General features: G+C 32.0%; 16 protein-coding genes and 1 pseudogene. 5 read left to right on the forward strand and 12 right to left on the reverse strand.

Annotated features, from left to right (window positions below; all coding sequences use genetic code 11):
• Window positions 1-230: 230 nt before the first annotated feature.
• Window positions 231-557, forward strand: coding sequence for a Spy/CpxP family protein refolding chaperone (locus FH779_RS14135; RefSeq protein WP_180905162.1), 327 nt, complete (start codon window positions 231-233; stop codon window positions 555-557).
• A 275-nt stretch (window positions 558-832) separates the two neighbouring features.
• On the opposite strand, the gene FH779_RS14140 is transcribed toward FH779_RS14135, so the two are convergent.
• The 3 genes from FH779_RS14140 to FH779_RS14150 all read right to left on the reverse strand — a co-directional run bounded on the left by FH779_RS14140 (window position 833) and on the right by FH779_RS14150 (window position 2976).
• Entirely contained in the window at window positions 833-1930 is a 1098-nt protein-coding gene (locus FH779_RS14140) for a transposase (protein ID WP_180905163.1), read from the reverse strand.
• A 2-nt stretch (window positions 1931-1932) separates the two neighbouring features.
• Window positions 1933-2715, reverse strand: coding sequence for an RNA polymerase sigma factor (locus tag FH779_RS14145; protein ID WP_180905164.1), 783 nt, complete (start codon window positions 2713-2715; stop codon window positions 1933-1935).
• Window positions 2716-2811: 96 nt separating this feature from the next.
• Window positions 2812-2976 (reverse strand): hypothetical protein, encoded by a 165-nt coding sequence (locus tag FH779_RS14150; protein ID WP_180905165.1) that lies wholly within the window; start codon window positions 2974-2976, stop codon window positions 2812-2814.
• 3423 nt (window positions 2977-6399) lie between these two features.
• On the opposite strand from FH779_RS14150, the gene FH779_RS14155 reads away from it, so the two are divergent.
• The gene (locus FH779_RS14155; protein ID WP_180905166.1) at window positions 6400-6564 is read left to right on the forward strand and encodes a type II toxin-antitoxin system RelE/ParE family toxin; all 165 of its coding nucleotides are present in this window, start codon (window positions 6400-6402) and stop codon (window positions 6562-6564) included.
• Window positions 6565-6640: 76 nt separating this feature from the next.
• Here the strand turns inward: FH779_RS14155 and FH779_RS14160 are convergent, their stop codons facing one another.
• The 6 genes and pseudogenes from FH779_RS14160 to FH779_RS14180 all read right to left on the reverse strand — a co-directional run bounded on the left by FH779_RS14160 (window position 6641) and on the right by FH779_RS14180 (window position 12300).
• The gene (locus FH779_RS14160; RefSeq protein WP_180905167.1) at window positions 6641-6862 is read right to left on the reverse strand and encodes a hypothetical protein; all 222 of its coding nucleotides are present in this window, start codon (window positions 6860-6862) and stop codon (window positions 6641-6643) included.
• The gene (locus tag FH779_RS14165) at window positions 6862-7557 is read right to left on the reverse strand and encodes a hypothetical protein (RefSeq protein ID WP_244957969.1); all 696 of its coding nucleotides are present in this window, start codon (window positions 7555-7557) and stop codon (window positions 6862-6864) included. The genes FH779_RS14160 and FH779_RS14165 overlap by 1 nt, the downstream gene beginning before the upstream one ends.
• A gap of 39 nt (window positions 7558-7596) precedes the next feature.
• Window positions 7597-7680 (reverse strand): annotated as a pseudogene (locus tag FH779_RS17595) (hypothetical protein); the annotation flags it as partial.
• A 413-nt stretch (window positions 7681-8093) separates the two neighbouring features.
• Window positions 8094-8948, reverse strand: a complete 855-nt coding sequence (locus FH779_RS14170; protein ID WP_180905168.1) for a tyrosine-type recombinase/integrase — start codon at window positions 8946-8948, stop codon at window positions 8094-8096.
• Complete coding sequence (locus FH779_RS14175; RefSeq protein ID WP_180905169.1) at window positions 8926-9777, reverse strand: tyrosine-type recombinase/integrase; 852 nt, start codon at window positions 9775-9777, stop codon at window positions 8926-8928. Before FH779_RS14175 ends, FH779_RS14170 begins: the two co-directional genes overlap by 23 nt.
• 213 nt (window positions 9778-9990) lie before the next feature.
• Entirely contained in the window at window positions 9991-12300 is a 2310-nt protein-coding gene (locus FH779_RS14180; RefSeq protein WP_180905170.1) for a CHC2 zinc finger domain-containing protein, read from the reverse strand.
• A 180-nt stretch (window positions 12301-12480) separates the two neighbouring features.
• Here FH779_RS14180 and FH779_RS14185 point away from each other — a divergent pair, with 180 nt between their 5' ends.
• The 3 genes from FH779_RS14185 to FH779_RS14195 are packed head-to-tail and all read left to right on the forward strand — an operon-like array spanning window position 12481 to window position 13334.
• Complete coding sequence (locus tag FH779_RS14185; protein ID WP_180905171.1) at window positions 12481-12828, forward strand: helix-turn-helix domain-containing protein; 348 nt, start codon at window positions 12481-12483, stop codon at window positions 12826-12828.
• A gap of 19 nt (window positions 12829-12847) precedes the next feature.
• Window positions 12848-13066, forward strand: coding sequence for a DUF2683 family protein (locus FH779_RS14190; protein WP_180905172.1), 219 nt, complete (start codon window positions 12848-12850; stop codon window positions 13064-13066).
• A gap of 1 nt (window position 13067) precedes the next feature.
• Window positions 13068-13334, forward strand: coding sequence for a Txe/YoeB family addiction module toxin (locus tag FH779_RS14195; RefSeq protein ID WP_180905173.1), 267 nt, complete (start codon window positions 13068-13070; stop codon window positions 13332-13334).
• Window positions 13335-13778: 444 nt separating this feature from the next.
• Here FH779_RS14195 and FH779_RS14200 read toward each other — a convergent pair whose 3' ends face one another.
• The 3 genes from FH779_RS14200 to FH779_RS14210 form a co-directional block, all read right to left on the reverse strand.
• Window positions 13779-14552 (reverse strand): RHS repeat-associated core domain-containing protein, encoded by a 774-nt coding sequence (locus FH779_RS14200; RefSeq protein ID WP_244957970.1) that lies wholly within the window; start codon window positions 14550-14552, stop codon window positions 13779-13781.
• A 422-nt stretch (window positions 14553-14974) separates the two neighbouring features.
• Window positions 14975-15829, reverse strand: a complete 855-nt coding sequence (locus tag FH779_RS14205) for a tyrosine-type recombinase/integrase (RefSeq protein ID WP_180905168.1) — start codon at window positions 15827-15829, stop codon at window positions 14975-14977.
• Window positions 15807-16658 carry a tyrosine-type recombinase/integrase gene (locus FH779_RS14210; protein WP_180905169.1) on the reverse strand — a complete coding sequence of 284 codons (852 nt, stop codon included), beginning with the start codon at window positions 16656-16658 and terminating at the stop codon, window positions 15807-15809. The genes FH779_RS14205 and FH779_RS14210 overlap by 23 nt, the downstream gene beginning before the upstream one ends.
• Window positions 16659-16846 lie beyond the last annotated feature (188 nt).

The following is a 16846-nucleotide window of genomic DNA, read 5'->3' on the forward strand; positions in this document are numbered from 1 at the left end:
ATTTTTCGTTTTGTAGTTTTATAATTTTACAACTTGTTTGACAATCCTTTTTGGAAAAGGTTTAATCGATTTCAAAAATAATTTCAAAAAATATTGGTCGATAATTCGTCTCAAATGTTACATCTTTTAAAAGATTTCATCATTACCGAAAAATTTTAACATTTATCATTTTAAACCTTTTTATTTTTTTGAAGTCTTAAGAATAAATAAAACAAAAAAAGTTGATAATTATGAGAACAGCATTTTATAAATATGTAGGATTAGGATTAATTGCTTTCACTTTAACAACTGCTTCAGCGCAAGACAGAAATGAAGGATCAAGAGAGCAGAAATTACAACAATTAAAAAAAGATTTGAACTTGACAGATGCTCAAGTCATCAAAATCAAACAAATTGAAGACAGCTACAAAGACGAAAAAATTGAATTGAAACGAAAAATGAAAGAAGTTCGTGAAAAAGAATTTAATGAAATCAATGCTGTTTTTACGCCAGAACAAAAAGCAACATTGAAAGAATTGCACGCCAAAAAACATCAAAATAAAAAAGGAGCTAATTAATAGCTCCTTTTTTATTTTAATAATTATTGTAACTTAATACGTTTATGCTTTTGTATAAAGCAACTGTATTACCATCACAATTCTAAGTTAGAAAAATAATTACATACATTCTACTGCCATTATGTTGCCTTTATCCTGCCTTTATGTTGGGAGTATCTAGCAAGTTTCAATAAAATCTAAAAAATCCCCCCGTTTTGTATATGTTATTCACATTTGATGAGCGTTAACAATTACCTCACCCTATGGGTGTACAAATCACCCTCCGAAATTATGGTTTAAGCTGTTACAAGCTCAATACCTGCTTTATCAGCTTTATATTTTATTTTATTTATGAGCTCATAATAGCTCCAGTTTCTTAAGACAAATCTTTCTTCTTTGGCTATTTCTATTTTTTCTTCTTGATCTAGAATAACTATCGTTCCTGCTTTTTTTTCAACGCAAAAATCAATTAACATTCTACTGTAAACATGTAGCCGATGATGAACATATTTACTCTCTGTATTTTGTAATTTTTTTGCTATTTTTAATTTTCTTGCTTTTCCTTTCCCTCCTTTGCAATAAGGCACTCCTTCTAGTATTCTTTTACGAGAAGCTTGTATCGCTAATCTTCTGTACAAAAATTCTTCTTTGCTACCAATGGTAAGTTGAGATCTCCCTATTTTTACAACCAACGGATATTCCAACGACAAGGAAACTTCTGCAATAATATCGGGTTGTAATTGATTTTTTTCTTTTTCAATTTCTACAGTGAATACCCAAAATATTTTATTTTTTTCTAATTTAATATGCGATCTACAAATTCTAATTTCTTTACTTACTATTTGCTCCAATAGCTTATAATTATCAATATAATCTCTTCCAAGATACGTTTTAAAAGGTATTTTATAAAGTTTAAAATAAATGTATTTTTTATCTGTATCATACGAGAATTTACTTATCCTCGCTATATTAAAAGGAATTGCTATATCTCGTTTAAAAATTTTTAATGAAAGTTCACCTTTCCAATACCTGACACAATCCTTCTTGAAGGATAGGTATAACGTATTCATCAAACTAGACAATATATACATTGGAACTTCGTCCTTAAAACGTTTTGAGAGTACACGATAAATGGTAGTCGACCGTGAACATTTGAGTATACCATCTTCATCTTTGTTTTCGTCTACTAATTTATATTTGATTCCGTCAGAGAAATAAAAAAAATCTTTCACCATTTCTTGCACATACAAATGAGAAACAATCAAATTAGCCGCTATAAAACATCTATTTTGCCATTTATAAAGCGTACTCAAAACTTCTTTTCGTTCTTCTTGAGTCGGTAAATCAGTAATTAGCTGTATTTTACGTGTTAAAAAAACTGTAGAATTTTCCATATTTAGTTATTTAGGGGGGTAAACTTATTTTGTTGAGACAATTTATAAGCAACTACAAATTCATTGTGCACTTCTTTCTGAGAAAGTTCTAATGTCTGAGCAATGGTTGTAAACGATTGTTTCTTCTCGAATCGAAGTTTTAAAATCAACGATTGTTTTTCGGTCATTTGATTTTGTTCCTTTTCCTTAGAAACTATTTTCTTTTTAGACACTAATACATCATGACTATTTATAAGGTTCTTAAGATCCTCTATTGCACTTTTAATCTCCTTACTCGTTTCTGAAACTCTTTTTCCCATTGCATTGGCAATCGCTTTGTATCTGAATCCATATTTCAAGCAGAGTTCAATCAAATGTTTTCTTTCACCACTTAATAAGGGTAATATTTTTCTAATTTCTTCATAATGTTGGTCATGTATTACTTTATCCTTTATGTTTTCTGCAACCTCTAACGGATCGTATCCAGTCAAATAACTATCATAATTCTCGTAACTATCTAATGAATGCACCGACCTAAAAAATATATTTTTAGAACTCTTATAATGAGAATAACAACTGTGTTTCAATACAAGTCGCGTGAAATAAAAGATATGTTCAGGTCTTTCTATGTTATCTCGATATTCCCATAATCTAAGAAAAGCATCTTGTACCAAACATTCTACAACAAATTCATCCGTAATTATTTGTTTACCAATCCAAAAAAGTAGTCTTTTATGTCGTGAATAGATTTGCTCCAAAGCTTTTGGATCGCCTTTTTTCAATAATTCATATTCTTTTTCTAGCATAATAAAGGTGGTTTTAATTATGTTTTACGTGATGCGTATTACGTTATACGTTTTTTCATAGTTTTTTAATTCAACATTAGTTTTAAAAGTCACTCCTTACCCTGTACATCGCGCCAACTTTGTTTTTAGGAAAGGGGTTTTTGTTTTTGTTTTTTCTTTATTTTCATTTTTTTGCTCATCCAAAAAACATTTGAAATTAAAAAGAGAAGCCATAGTATGGCTTAGGTATTCCTTTTCTTTAATGTCACTTTTTTTATTCATTGAACATCTATTTTAATTATTGGTATTCATATGCCCTTCGGGGAACAGTCAAAAAAACTAACGAAAAAAGACTTGGCTGTAAACCTCTCTACTAAAAATGTTCTCATTCCACTAAAGATTTTACAAACCCTACGGGCTAAAACCTTTTTAACGCTCCATTTAACCATTTTCTTAACGTGAGAGTTTTAATACCAGTTTATTCATCCTTTTTCAATATTCAAATTCGTTATCTCTTTCAAGAACGAATTCCAAAACCGTCATTGCTGAAAAGTCGAGTGTCAATTCGGCGTAAGGAGCGTTAAAAATGATTTACTGTTCGCATTTTATATGCGAATGATTTAAAGCATTTAGCGAATAGCCATTATTGACCGACTTGTAAGCACAGACTTGACTTTTTTGGTTCGTTTTTGTGTCAAGACAAAAATGAATGTGAAATCCTTTCTATCACTTTTTTATTCATGGTCTTTATTATTTTATGAATATTGAATTCATATACCTTTCAGGGAAGAGAGCAAAAAAGTAATCAAAAAACTCTTGTCTTTGATTTTCGACGGCCAAAATAAGTTTCAGCCATTGAATGTTTTAAATCATTTGCTACGCAAACAGTAAAACATTTTAACCATGACTTCAACTTTTTGACACTCGCCTCCAAATCATATGACATTTTTATAATCCTTTTTCAATATTCGAATTCGTTGTTATTCTTAGTTCGTCACAGAGCCTCATCCTCAAATACATAAGACATCTTACAATTATAAAATCTCAATTCTCATATCTAACATCTAATCTGTACTTTTTACTTAATACATAGTACTTTTTACAAACTAAACACCGATACACGAACACCGAACAAACCATACGGAACGCATATACAATGGATATAGAATGGATACAGCGCGGATACACAACCGATACAGAAAAGTGTCTTTTTCGATATACAACGATACAGGATTTTAACTCTTTTTAACACTTAATTTATCTAACCACAATGTTTTTTATCAAGTTTTACCTTGTACACTTAACGTTTTACGTGGTTTTCTAATTAAAATTCTAATTCGATTTTGACAACGGATTTTGTCATTATGAAACCAGGCATAAACCCACAATTCCCCTTAGACAGTTTTAAAAATTACATTAATAAATGAAATAAAAATTAACACTACTTTTATGAAGATCATTCACTCTCTTATAAGTTGTCTTCGGGGAATTAAATGTGAGTCTTTATTGCTTAATAATTTTGTTCACTATTTCTCCTTCCTACTAGTAGTATATCCATCACTAAGATTCGAATTTCTTTTACCATGTCAGTCATGGTTTTTATTTGTGCATATAAAGGTATAGCACAAAATAGTCCCAGTAGCATAACATAAGATTGCCTACTGAATTTGAAGTAAAATTTTCTCATAATTTTACATAGTTTTTAAATTCAACATTAGTTTTAAAAGCCATCCTTTCCAGTACATCGCGCCAACTTTGTTTTGGGAAAAGGGGTTTTTTGTTTTTTTATTTCAAATTTGTTCTTTATTTTCATTTTTTGCTCATCCAAAAAACATTTGAAATTAAAAGGAGAAGCCATAGCATGGCTTAGGTATTCCTTTTCTTTAATGTCACTTTTTTTCGTCAAAAAAACTAACGAAAAAAGACTTGGCTGTAAACCTCTCTACTAAAAATGTCTTCACTCCACTAAAGATTTTACAAACCCTACGGGCTAAAATCTTTTTAACGCTCCATTTAACCATTTTCTTAACGTGAGAGTTTTAATGCCATTTTTTATCCTTTTCAATACTCAAATCCACTTTTAATAACGAATTTTAGAGTTGACATACGGTTTGCAGACGAGCTGCAATTCATTGAAACAAGCGTAAAAAGGATTAGTGAGCGTATGCGAATCATTTAATCTTTTTAGTGCGTGAGATGGGAATTGAACGTCGAAAATCTCAGTCTTGATTTTTTTGGTTCGTTTTTGCGTCAAGGTAAAAATGAACATATAATTATTAATCAACTTGTAACAATTTTTACCTAAGCTCCACTGGAGCTTCTCCTTTTAATTTCAAATTCTTAATCTCAAATGTTTTTTCATCAAGGTTCCCCGTAGGGCATATAAATTCATTTGAAATAATAATAACTCATGAATAAAAAATGAACAAATAATCATTTTCTTATTATCGTAATTATGTTCAGAACCTCATTTCGTTGTCATTCTGAACTTATCTCAAAACCTCATCCTTAATCTGAATACATAATACTTTTTACATTTTACTTAATACTTAAAAACATCTTACAATTCTAAAATCTCAATACTAATATCTAACACCTACTATATACATCTTACAATTCTAATAGAATCTAATAACCGTCTGTGTATTTCTATTATAAGAAACACATATTTTTAGAGAGAGTATTTTACTTGATTTGTAGAGGAATTAAACCAAGTGTAACGTATGAAGTCCAATGCTATTGTTATGGAAGAAACGACCAAAACAAAAAAGGCATGAACTCATCTTAAAGCTTTTGAGGTACTGGTATACCTTGCAACAATAAGAGAGCCCACGCCTAGGTCGTGAGCAAATTTACTTATTTTCTCGTTGCTACAAAAATTACCAGTTTTCAAAAGCGAGATTAAAGTACAATTACTTTATTTTTTAACTATCTGATAACAAATATAATAATATATTTTTAATTGCGCACTATCGACCGCAATATTTTTACATACTACTCTTATTATTGTTACAATGGATAACGTAAACAGACGTATATGTAAATACATATATTATAATTGGATAATAAATTCTGATTCACAAAGAAAGTTTGCTGATGAGCATAATATAGAAGAAAGTATTGTTAGAAAGATTAAAAAAGCATCTCAAGATAAAGATTATATTGAGTATAATATTCCTATCACTACACTTGAAAAAATATGTACATCTAGGGAAATCAAGTTATACGAGTTTTTCAAAATGGTTAATATATAATAAAGGCTCCAACTTGGAGCCTTTATTTATTTAACTTCTGCCAATTGTCTTGCAGTTTTTAATTTTATTTTAGTAGATAAAACTCTTTTTACATTCCATTATTAACGTATGAGAAATAATAATGCTATAAAGTAGGAGTAAATCTTACTATCTATTGAACAATAATTCAAATTATTTCACATTCCAAAAACACTTTACACAACAAGGTATACCTCTTATTTTGTCGTCTATATTTTATAATAACAAAATAGCCTATTTCTTCGGGGTTTGTTCGAGTGTCCTTCGACAATGGTTCGAGAAAAAGGTTGTTTTGTCGAACAACAGTCGAACAACGGTCGAAGGATTATCGAAGAAGATAGGTTAAAACACGGCTTTATTTAGATGTAATATTTTTACGTTAAATGATATAATTTGAGAGAATTTTGTAAAATAATAAAAGGCAAACAAACGTTTGACAATAAAATCGAAAGGAAAAGGTAAAAGCGGTGGAGCAAGAGTAATAACGCATCTTTTTATTGAAAACGAAACAGTTTATCTACTTTCTCTTTACGATAAAAGCGAGCAAAATTCTATCTCCGATAAAGAAATAAAAGATTTACTAAAACTGATAAAATAACAAAAGGCAAACAAACGTTTGCCTTTTTCTTTATTGTGTATTATTTTATTTAAAATAATACGATTGGAAGAGTATCTTATTCAAGTACTACAGCATTGACACCAATTTTATTAATTTCTTTAATAAAAAGATTACCTAATTCAATGTCATTAATTCTTATAATAACTTTTTTCCCATCTAATAGATTATCAACATTATTTTTTGATTCTTTTAAAGATAATTTTAATAAATCCATTTGCAATTTTGTTAAACATACTTTTTGGAATCCCTCATTCCAACTTTCTAATAATATTTCCATTAATTAACTGGTATTTTAATAGGTGAAGGTATTTGACCTTTATATTTACCTGTAGTTCTTTTACCTCCTTGTATAATAACTTCTTCTACTTTAAATTGTTTTCCTAAATCTTTTGCCATTTTCCATAAATTTTGACGACCAATTTGCCCTCCAGAAGAACCTTGAAGATGTAACTGATTTAAATGTAATTGATTTTCTTTTACAATGAAATTAGTAACTCCTTCTACTGTCTCATTTCCTATTTTAGCAGTAAAAATCATTACATCATCCTCTATTTGAGCAATTTTAACTAAATTTTTCGCAAAGACAGCTGATTTTAATAATGACCAACCTCCATTTAAAAGTTTAAAACTTCCAATCGCTAAACCTCTTAAAGCTATCGCAGGACCAATTACATCAGTTTCTATTAAATTTAAGGAAGAAGGCCCTTTAATTCCATATGTTCTTAAAGTTCTTTCATGAGCACTTTCGGTAACATCTTTAGAATCTACTAATTTTCCATTTTCAAAAAGATAATCTTTATCATCGCCACCTAAATTATTAACTTTTTTATAGCCTCCATTTCCATCTCTTTCATAACCATTATCATTCCCATCTTTTGAACCCCTTTCATGAGGAGGAATATACATTCCCATTTCATTATAACGGTTTCTACCCCATATATCTTGAGCCTCCATTCCGTCAGGATCAATCATATTGACAGGATTATTTAGAACATAATTGTAAGGAGTTGTATTAATGAATTTCTCCGCGAGCGGGTCAATGTTAAACCATCTACCAATTGCAGGGTCATAGTTTCGTGCACCGTAGTCGTACAGATTTAGGTTTAATTCATCCTGTAACTCTTTGCCGTTGTATTTGTATTCCTACATCCCTATACACTTCAAATTTTCAACACTACTTCAATTTTAATGAACGCTTCATTATCACTCAAATATAGTAAATTTCAATTGAAAAAAAGATTTTTTATTGGATAAGCCAAGCCATTTTTCGGTTTTTATTTTTCCCTTCTTTTTTGCTGTCCTGCTTTTTGATACAAACAGACATTCACTCCGCGCTCCCCGTTCATTTACGCCAGCAAAAAACAAGGTAAGCTATTTAACATAAAATTCCGTTCATTATAGGCGTTACAGCCCATAATTTATTTTATGTTTTCGCTCCGCAAATAGCCAAAATAACCCCGAAAAATGGCTTGTTTCGTTGTGTTTTTTTTCAATTGAAAGAAAAAGAACTATTGTAAAGGATGATGCTTGTCGATAGCATCTTGTAAGGCTTTGATTCCGGATTGTTTGTATTTCTCGGTTGTGTCCAGAAATTTATGCCCACAAAACAGCTGAACTGCCCGTAAATTATGCCCTTGACTGAGTAAATTAGTAATCACACTTTGTCTGATTTTAACTGAAGTTAATCGCTTATCAACTCCTTTTTGATAAGTCGATAACAGGTAATTGATGTCGTCTGCGGTGGTTGGACTTCCTAATTTATTGAGAATAAAATACGGTTGTTTTATTCGCTCTAATTCGGGTCGATCTTCCTGTAAATACTGATAAAATAAAAGGATTTGTTCTGCTTTTAAGGGCAAGGTTCTACTGTTGGTCATACCTGTTTCTCGGATGTAAATTTCTGCTTTTTCGAGGTCGATATCTTCGAGTAGAATTTGGGTAATTTCCTTGACCAAAACGGCTTGATGAACGAATAAACTCAGTATAATTTGATTGCGTTTGGCTAAAATAGGATAACGTTCTTTTCGTGGTTCAAGTAAGGTTTTCAGTTCTTTATCCGTCCATAAATCCTGTAATTGTACGGCTGTTGGTTTTGCATCCCGAAGCTTGATAAAGTGTGCAGGATTATCTTTTCTGACCTCTATTTCAATCAGATAATCATAGTATTTTTTGAGGGCATAGACCACACGTTTAATGGTTTTGGGTTGGTAACGATTCCGTAAAATCCCGATGTAGTGCATCAGCTGTGAATAGTGGCATTTTTCGTGATTTGGAAAGTGTTTTTTGAACCGATTGATCTCATATAAATAATTGCTAACAGTGCTTTTATGTAACTGTTTTTCAAGATAATTTTCTAAAGTCATACGGTTTTATTTTTGTGTAAATCTGTGTGGTACGCAGTAAATCATGTCCTAAAAAATCCCGAACCATTTCAACGGTCATTTCATTTTCAAGTAAATGTGTGGCAATGCTATGGCGCAGATTGTGCAAGCTAAAGCCTTGTTTATCTAATCCCGAACGTTTTAAAACACCACTAAAAACAGTGTAAATCTTGTTTCCGCTCATTGGTTTTCCGTTTGGATAAAGCAGTAAAATGGATTCATTTTCTCGTCTTTTTTTGGTTGTAATCAGGTACAACTTAAAATCCTCTACAAGCTTTGTTGTAAGCGGAATAACACGTCTTTTTTTTCCTTTTCCACTTCGAACATACAAACGTTTTTCAGTCAAATGAATATCTTCTACCGACAACTTTTCGACTTCTGTTCGCCTTAATCCACAGCCGTAACACAGGTTTAAAATCATCGTTTCGTCCAACGTTTCACAATTGCTGTAGAGTAGGGCAATTTGGTCGACACTTAAAACAGCTCGACTTTTATAGGCTGAACGTTTGATTTTTAACGTGTAAGGCGTTTTGATGAGTTGTTTTGTACGCAATAAATAGGCAAAGAACAAGCGAATCGCAAAGAGTTGAGAATGAATATAACTGTTACTTAATGGCTTTTTTCGACGGCTACTAATCACCGTTTTCAAATGAAAATAAAAAGCTTCAATATGATGACTTTCAATGGTTGTGATGAGTTGATGAGAATGCTCAAACAGGGCTTTGACGTGTTTAGGATAGTTGTCGACTATGTTTTTACAATAACCTAATTGCTGTAATTCTGTTCTAAATTCATCGAGTATATCTTGCATGACTATGACGGGTTTGTTCACATTGGTTTTTATTGTTTCTTATGGTGTTTACGAATCACTTTGTTAGATTTGAGGTTGTCTACTTTTGGAACATGGAACAATGGGATAGATTTAAGATGTTAGATTTTAGATTTCAGATAGTTAAGTCTAAAATAATTGTTCCAAGATTGTTCCTCATTGTTTCGTTCTCTCGTCGTACCTATCGTTTTACTTCTAATTTCGTACTTCTAACTTCTCAATTTGTAGCAGTATTTTTTCTTTAATAGTTTGTCTTAACTTCTGATAATCATCCCAATAATCCACTCTATAAGCGATTTTACGCAAGTTTCCTGCATATTTACTGGTTAAGTATTCGAGTTCAATCAAGCTGTTCATGTAGCGTGAACACTGCGCTTTGCTCATGTTAAACGCCAAACGGATTTCTCGTTGGGTAAAATCGATTTCAGATCCATTTGCATTTTCTTTGTGTGCTTTTTTGGCTAAATAGGCTTTTAGTTTTTCAAAAAACTGACGCAAACTCCCGTCTAATTCATCCACTTTTAGCACAATACTTTCAAAAAGAACCTCCGTTGCTTGCTTTAAATCTTCCACCTGTGTGATTAATTTTCCATCGTCTGTCAATTGTCTATTTTGCTGATTAATCAAGGTAATTTGGCGAACGATGCTTTGAAACATTTCGTTTAATCGTCTGATTTTATGCACTTCTTCGGGTAATTCTAATCGTGTTGCAAAGGGATTAATCACGTGATACGGCACAAGATTTCGGATGATATGTTGAACATCATGTTTGGTTTTTTCTTCGGATTGATGACTGACTTCGCCTGCATATTTTTGATTTTGATAGGCGATAATTCGGCGAGACTGTTCCTTACTTTCATCCACCGCCAACAGAAAACTACGGCTCATATTATCTTCGTAAATCTCGCCTTTTGTCGTGGCAGACAGCGAACTAAACACGCCACGAACTTCTTTTTTAACGGCTTTGATATTGCCTTTTTTATCTTTAATCGAGACAGAACTCGATAAACGTTGATTACTAATTAACTCTCGCATGGCAAACATGGCTTCTTCTTTTAAACCGTCTAAATCCTCGATAATCAGAAGCTTTCCGACTAATTCATATTCGCCCCAATTGTACAAACTACTTTCGGTAATTCGGGTAAAACGAAGTACATCTTCTTGTGGCATTAAATCGGCTATTTTACTGATTAAATGGGTTTTTCCACTGCCTGAACTTCCTTGTACAATGGCGTGTAGCGGATGTTTGGTTTTATATGAACTTGCAATGATAAACAGTAATAATCGGCTATCTTGTTCGCCTACAATTCCGCTTTTTTCAATTAAATCATTCAATTGAAAAAATAAATCAGTGGTCATTTTAGGCTGTTCCAGAGGTGTTGGTACAGTTTCTTTTTCAATTGAAAAAGAAGGAGTAGAAGAAGAAAAATCAATTGATTTTCTTTTCTCTAAACAGCCTAAAACAGTGGCTTCATGGTAAGCGGTTAAGGTTTCGTTGACGTCTTTATCAAGCCATTCTACCGTAGAAAATGCTACTTTTAGATGAATCGTCTGAAGTAATTTTGCATACTTCAATGTCGCTGTTTGCCCCGCTTCATCTGTATCAAAACAGAAAATAATTTCTTCCAATTCATTTAGATTTTTGATTGCAGAAAGGATTTCGTTTGTTAAGCCATTCGTTCCAAAACAAGCAAGTATTTCATATTTTCGTAATTCTAAATTCGTACTTCGTAATTGGAGTAATGAAGCTGCATCAATAATACTTTCGGTTAAAATCAATTTTTTGGTTGTTGAACTTGGATAATTTGGATAAACTCCAGAACGATTTTTTAAGTAATAATGGTGAGCAGTGCTCACAGACGATTTATTCTTTTGACCACTTATAATCGATCTGAAGTAAAATGATACGGTCTGCCCGTGGCAGTTTTTGAGCGGAAAAACAAGGGATTTATTTCCGAATGGTTTATAGGATTGTCCGCCTGTTTTGCTGTTTGTTCCGTAGGGAATTAATAAGCCTAATTCTACACATTGGTTGATTAATTTCTCGTCTTTTCTCGACCCATGATGGAATTGTCCCGAGTTAAAGCCGACTTCTAATTCATCCACATTTAAGGCTCTGGAATGGCAATAGTTTTGAGCGGGTTCACTGCATAATAATCCTTTACGGAAACTTAGAAACATCTTTTGTAGAAACGCTGAATGGTCTGCGATTTGAGGAATGCGGTTTGGTTCGTTTACCGCAAAACGCTCTTCGCCAGCCAAACTTTTACACTTGTTTAGTGCTTCGTGTTTGCTCAATTTCTCATAATCTTGCACAAACTGAATGACATCGCCTGTTTTGGAACACGCATGACAATTGTAAAAATTCTTTTCCAAATTAACCTGTAAACTTGCCGTCTTATCCGAATGAAAAGGACATTTCAGCATATTGTTCTTAGGTTCTAATCCGTAATGATGTAGGATTTGAGATAATGATAAGCGAGATTTTATTTCTTGGATTTTCATTTGAAAAAATAATTAAAAAATTTTTACTAATCGTTTTCGCTTACAAACTTAGCGTTTTTGATTTTTAAAACAAATTCTTTTTGCTTTTTATTTTTCAACTGAATTAGTTATTTCACTAACTAAATTGTAATTTTGTAGAGTATATAATACATACGTAGTATGTTTTAAAGTTTATTTGCTATGGAAAATTTTGGAAAAAACTTGAAAGAATTAAGAAGCGGAAAAGGTTTTTCGCAAGAAGTGTTTGCTTCTAAGATTGGAGTTCACGTGACAAATCTTTCTAAATACGAAAGAAATATTTCGATTCCATCTTTAGAAGTAGCGGAAAAAATGGCGAAAATTTTGTCAATTTCTTTAGACGAATTAGTTTACGGAAACAATAAAGCAGATGCTATTTTACAGGATAATCAGTTGTTGAATTTATTTGCAGAAACACAACAATTAAATGATAATCAAAAAAATACAATCAAAGATTTATTAGAAGCTTTTATTTTAAAAAATAATCTGCAAAAACAATTAGCAATTTAATTACTTAAAAAATTAAATCATGGCAACACAAGATATTTTTATTTTTGAACCCGACACATCTGAACAAGCAAAAGCTTTGAAAGCCTTTGCTAAAGCTCTAAAATTAAAGTTTGAGATAAAAGAAAGTCCTTATAACCAAGAGTTTGTAACTAAAATTGAAGAAAGCCAAAAACAAGCGAAAGAAGGTAAAGTTACACGTGTAAGAAAAGAGGATTTAAAAGATTTTTTAGGCTTATAAGATGGCTTTTGATTTAGATTTTACCGACAAAGCAAACGAAGATATCGGGCGTCACAAGAAAGCTGGTAACAAAGCTGTACTTAAAAAGATGCTTGTTCTTCTTGAGGAACTGACCGAACATCCTTTCTCTGGAACAGGAAAGCCAGAGCAACTGAAACACAATTTATCTGGTTTATGGTCGAGACGAATTAATCAAGAACACAGACTTGTCTATGAAGTGGAGCAAAATACTGTAACGATTCATTCTGCTTTTGGGCATTATTTATAAAATAACAAAAGGCAAACAAACGTTTGCCTTTTGCTTTATTGAGAATGTTGGGTTGTTTTCCGGCAACACATCTGATACACTACCATTATTTTGATTTTAGTAATTCAACACTATATACAAACGATACAAAGCTAATTGTTATATAAATTAACAAATATAGGTAACCTATAAAAGAGGATTGAAAATTATAAACTTCATACTGCTTTTTTCTTATATAGTTATTTATAATTAAGAATAATCCTAAACAAAATAAAATAACTGGAATAATATAATTTTTATTAGGATAATGATTCTTCATTAGAATATAATTTATTAATGTTAAAATATTCATCCAAAGCATTATTGTGAAAAATACTGATGTTGTAAATGTTGAAACATCTTGATTACCTACTTTTTTTTGGAATTCAATAAAGTGGAATATGATGTAGTTTAAAATTTTTTTCATTATTGAGTGGGTTTTTCAAATAGATCCTTACCTGATGAATATTCATATATTGCCTTACCTCCAAAATAAATCAAGGAGGCTCCTGCACCAAATGGTCCTAAAAAACCTACACCGCTCATTATCATATCTACAGTAAACTCCGTGCCAGAGATTTGACCTGAGCCATACTGATAAATTGATACAACAGCACCTACTCCAGCTAAAGCATTTCCTGATATTTTAAGAACTTTTGCAGCTGATGCAACTTTTGAAGTTTTGATTGCTGAATTTAAAAGTGATGTTCTATAACTAGGACGAGTATATTCATCTAAAATTGTAAAATTAACTGTAGATTTAGTTTTAAGAGCTTTATCTAAATAAGATGTAGTTTTGGCAATTCCTTGTTCTAAACCTAAAGAAGTCAAATCATAATATTTATTATTTAAAATACCATCAATAAACTCATATTGAGGTATATAACTATTCGTGTTAGATTCTTTTTTATTACTATTTGTCACAGTAGTTTCAGCTAGCTGTATTACTGCACTTACAGTATTTGTTTCAGTATCATAAACATATTCATTATTAGGATCATCAATAAAAGGTTTAAATTCTGGAGTTTTTGGACAAGTAGGGCAAGTTTCAATATTTTGTTCAAATAAGCCAGTTGGATCAGAAAAATAAATTGGATTGTTAAAAGAGAAACGATAAGGAGTCCAATCAGGCATTACTTCAGCAAGTCCATCCTGAGACATAAATCTACCTATTGAAGCATCATAATTTCTGAAGTCCATAGCAGTCCAATTAAGACCTAATTCTTCTTGTAACTCTTTGCCGTTGTATTTGTATTCCTACATCCCTATACACTTCAAATTTTCAACACTACTTCAATTTTAATGAACGCTTCATTATCACTCAAATATAGTAAATTTCAATTGAAAAAAAGATTTTTTATTGGATAAGCCAAGCCATTTTTCGGTTTTTATTTTTCCCTTCTTTTTTGCTGTCCTGCTTTTTGATACAAACAGACATTCACTCCGCGCTCCCCGTTCATTTACGCCAGCAAAAAACAAGGTAAGCTATTTAACATAAAATTCCGTTCATTATAGGCGTTACAGCCCATAATTTATTTTATGTTTTCGCTCCGCAAATAGCCAAAATAACCCCGAAAAATGGCTTGTTTCGTTGTGTTTTTTTTCAATTGAAAGAAAAAGAACTATTGTAAAGGATGATGCTTGTCGATAGCATCTTGTAAGGCTTTGATTCCGGATTGTTTGTATTTCTCGGTTGTGTCCAGAAATTTATGCCCACAAAACAGCTGAACTGCCCGTAAATTATGCCCTTGACTGAGTAAATTAGTAATCACACTTTGTCTGATTTTAACTGAAGTTAATCGCTTATCAACTCCTTTTTGATAAGTCGATAACAGGTAATTGATGTCGTCTGCGGTGGTTGGACTTCCTAATTTATTGAGAATAAAATACGGTTGTTTTATTCGCTCTAATTCGGGTCGATCTTCCTGTAAATACTGATAAAATAAAAGGATTTGTTCTGCTTTTAAGGGCAAGGTTCTACTGTTGGTCATACCTGTTTCTCGGATGTAAATTTCTGCTTTTTCGAGGTCGATATCTTCGAGTAGAATTTGGGTAATTTCCTTGACCAAAACGGCTTGATGAACGAATAAACTCAGTATAATTTGATTGCGTTTGGCTAAAATAGGATAACGTTCTTTTCGTGGTTCAAGTAAGGTTTTCAGTTCTTTATCCGTCCATAAATCCTGTAATTGTACGGCTGTTGGTTTTGCATCCCGAAGCTTGATAAAGTGTGCAGGATTATCTTTTCTGACCTCTATTTCAATCAGATAATCATAGTATTTTTTGAGGGCATAGACCACACGTTTAATGGTTTTGGGTTGGTAACGATTCCGTAAAATCCCGATGTAGTGCATCAGCTGTGAATAGTGGCATTTTTCGTGATTTGGAAAGTGTTTTTTGAACCGATTGATCTCATATAAATAATTGCTAACAGTGCTTTTATGTAACTGTTTTTCAAGATAATTTTCTAAAGTCATACGGTTTTATTTTTGTGTAAATCTGTGTGGTACGCAGTAAATCATGTCCTAAAAAATCCCGAACCATTTCAACGGTCATTTCATTTTCAAGTAAATGTGTGGCAATGCTATGGCGCAGATTGTGCAAGCTAAAGCCTTGTTTATCTAATCCCGAACGTTTTAAAACACCACTAAAAACAGTGTAAATCTTGTTTCCGCTCATTGGTTTTCCGTTTGGATAAAGCAGTAAAATGGATTCATTTTCTCGTCTTTTTTTGGTTGTAATCAGGTACAACTTAAAATCCTCTACAAGCTTTGTTGTAAGCGGAATAACACGTCTTTTTTTTCCTTTTCCACTTCGAACATACAAACGTTTTTCAGTCAAATGAATATCTTCTACCGACAACTTTTCGACTTCTGTTCGCCTTAATCCACAGCCGTAACACAGGTTTAAAATCATCGTTTCGTCCAACGTTTCACAATTGCTGTAGAGTAGGGCAATTTGGTCGACACTTAAAACAGCTCGACTTTTATAGGCTGAACGTTTGATTTTTAACGTGTAAGGCGTTTTGATGAGTTGTTTTGTACGCAATAAATAGGCAAAGAACAAGCGAATCGCAAAGAGTTGAGAATGAATATAACTGTTACTTAATGGCTTTTTTCGACGGCTACTAATCACCGTTTTCAAATGAAAATAAAAAGCTTCAATATGATGACTTTCAATGGTTGTGATGAGTTGATGAGAATGCTCAAACAGGGCTTTGACGTGTTTAGGATAGTTGTCGACTATGTTTTTACAATAACCTAATTGCTGTAATTCTGTTCTAAATTCATCGAGTATATCTTGCATGACTATGACGGGTTTGTTCACATTGGTTTTTATTGTTTCTTATGGTGTTTACGAATCACTTTGTTAGATTTGAGGTTGTCTACTTTTGGAACATGGAACAATGGGATAGATTTAAGATGTTAGATTTTAGATTTCAGATAGTTAAGTCTAAAATAATTGTTCCAAGATTGTTCCTCATTGTTTCGTTC

Origin of the sequence: Empedobacter falsenii (genome assembly GCF_013488205.1) — a bacterium.
In the GTDB taxonomy this organism is placed as follows: domain Bacteria; phylum Bacteroidota; class Bacteroidia; order Flavobacteriales; family Weeksellaceae; genus Empedobacter; species Empedobacter falsenii_C.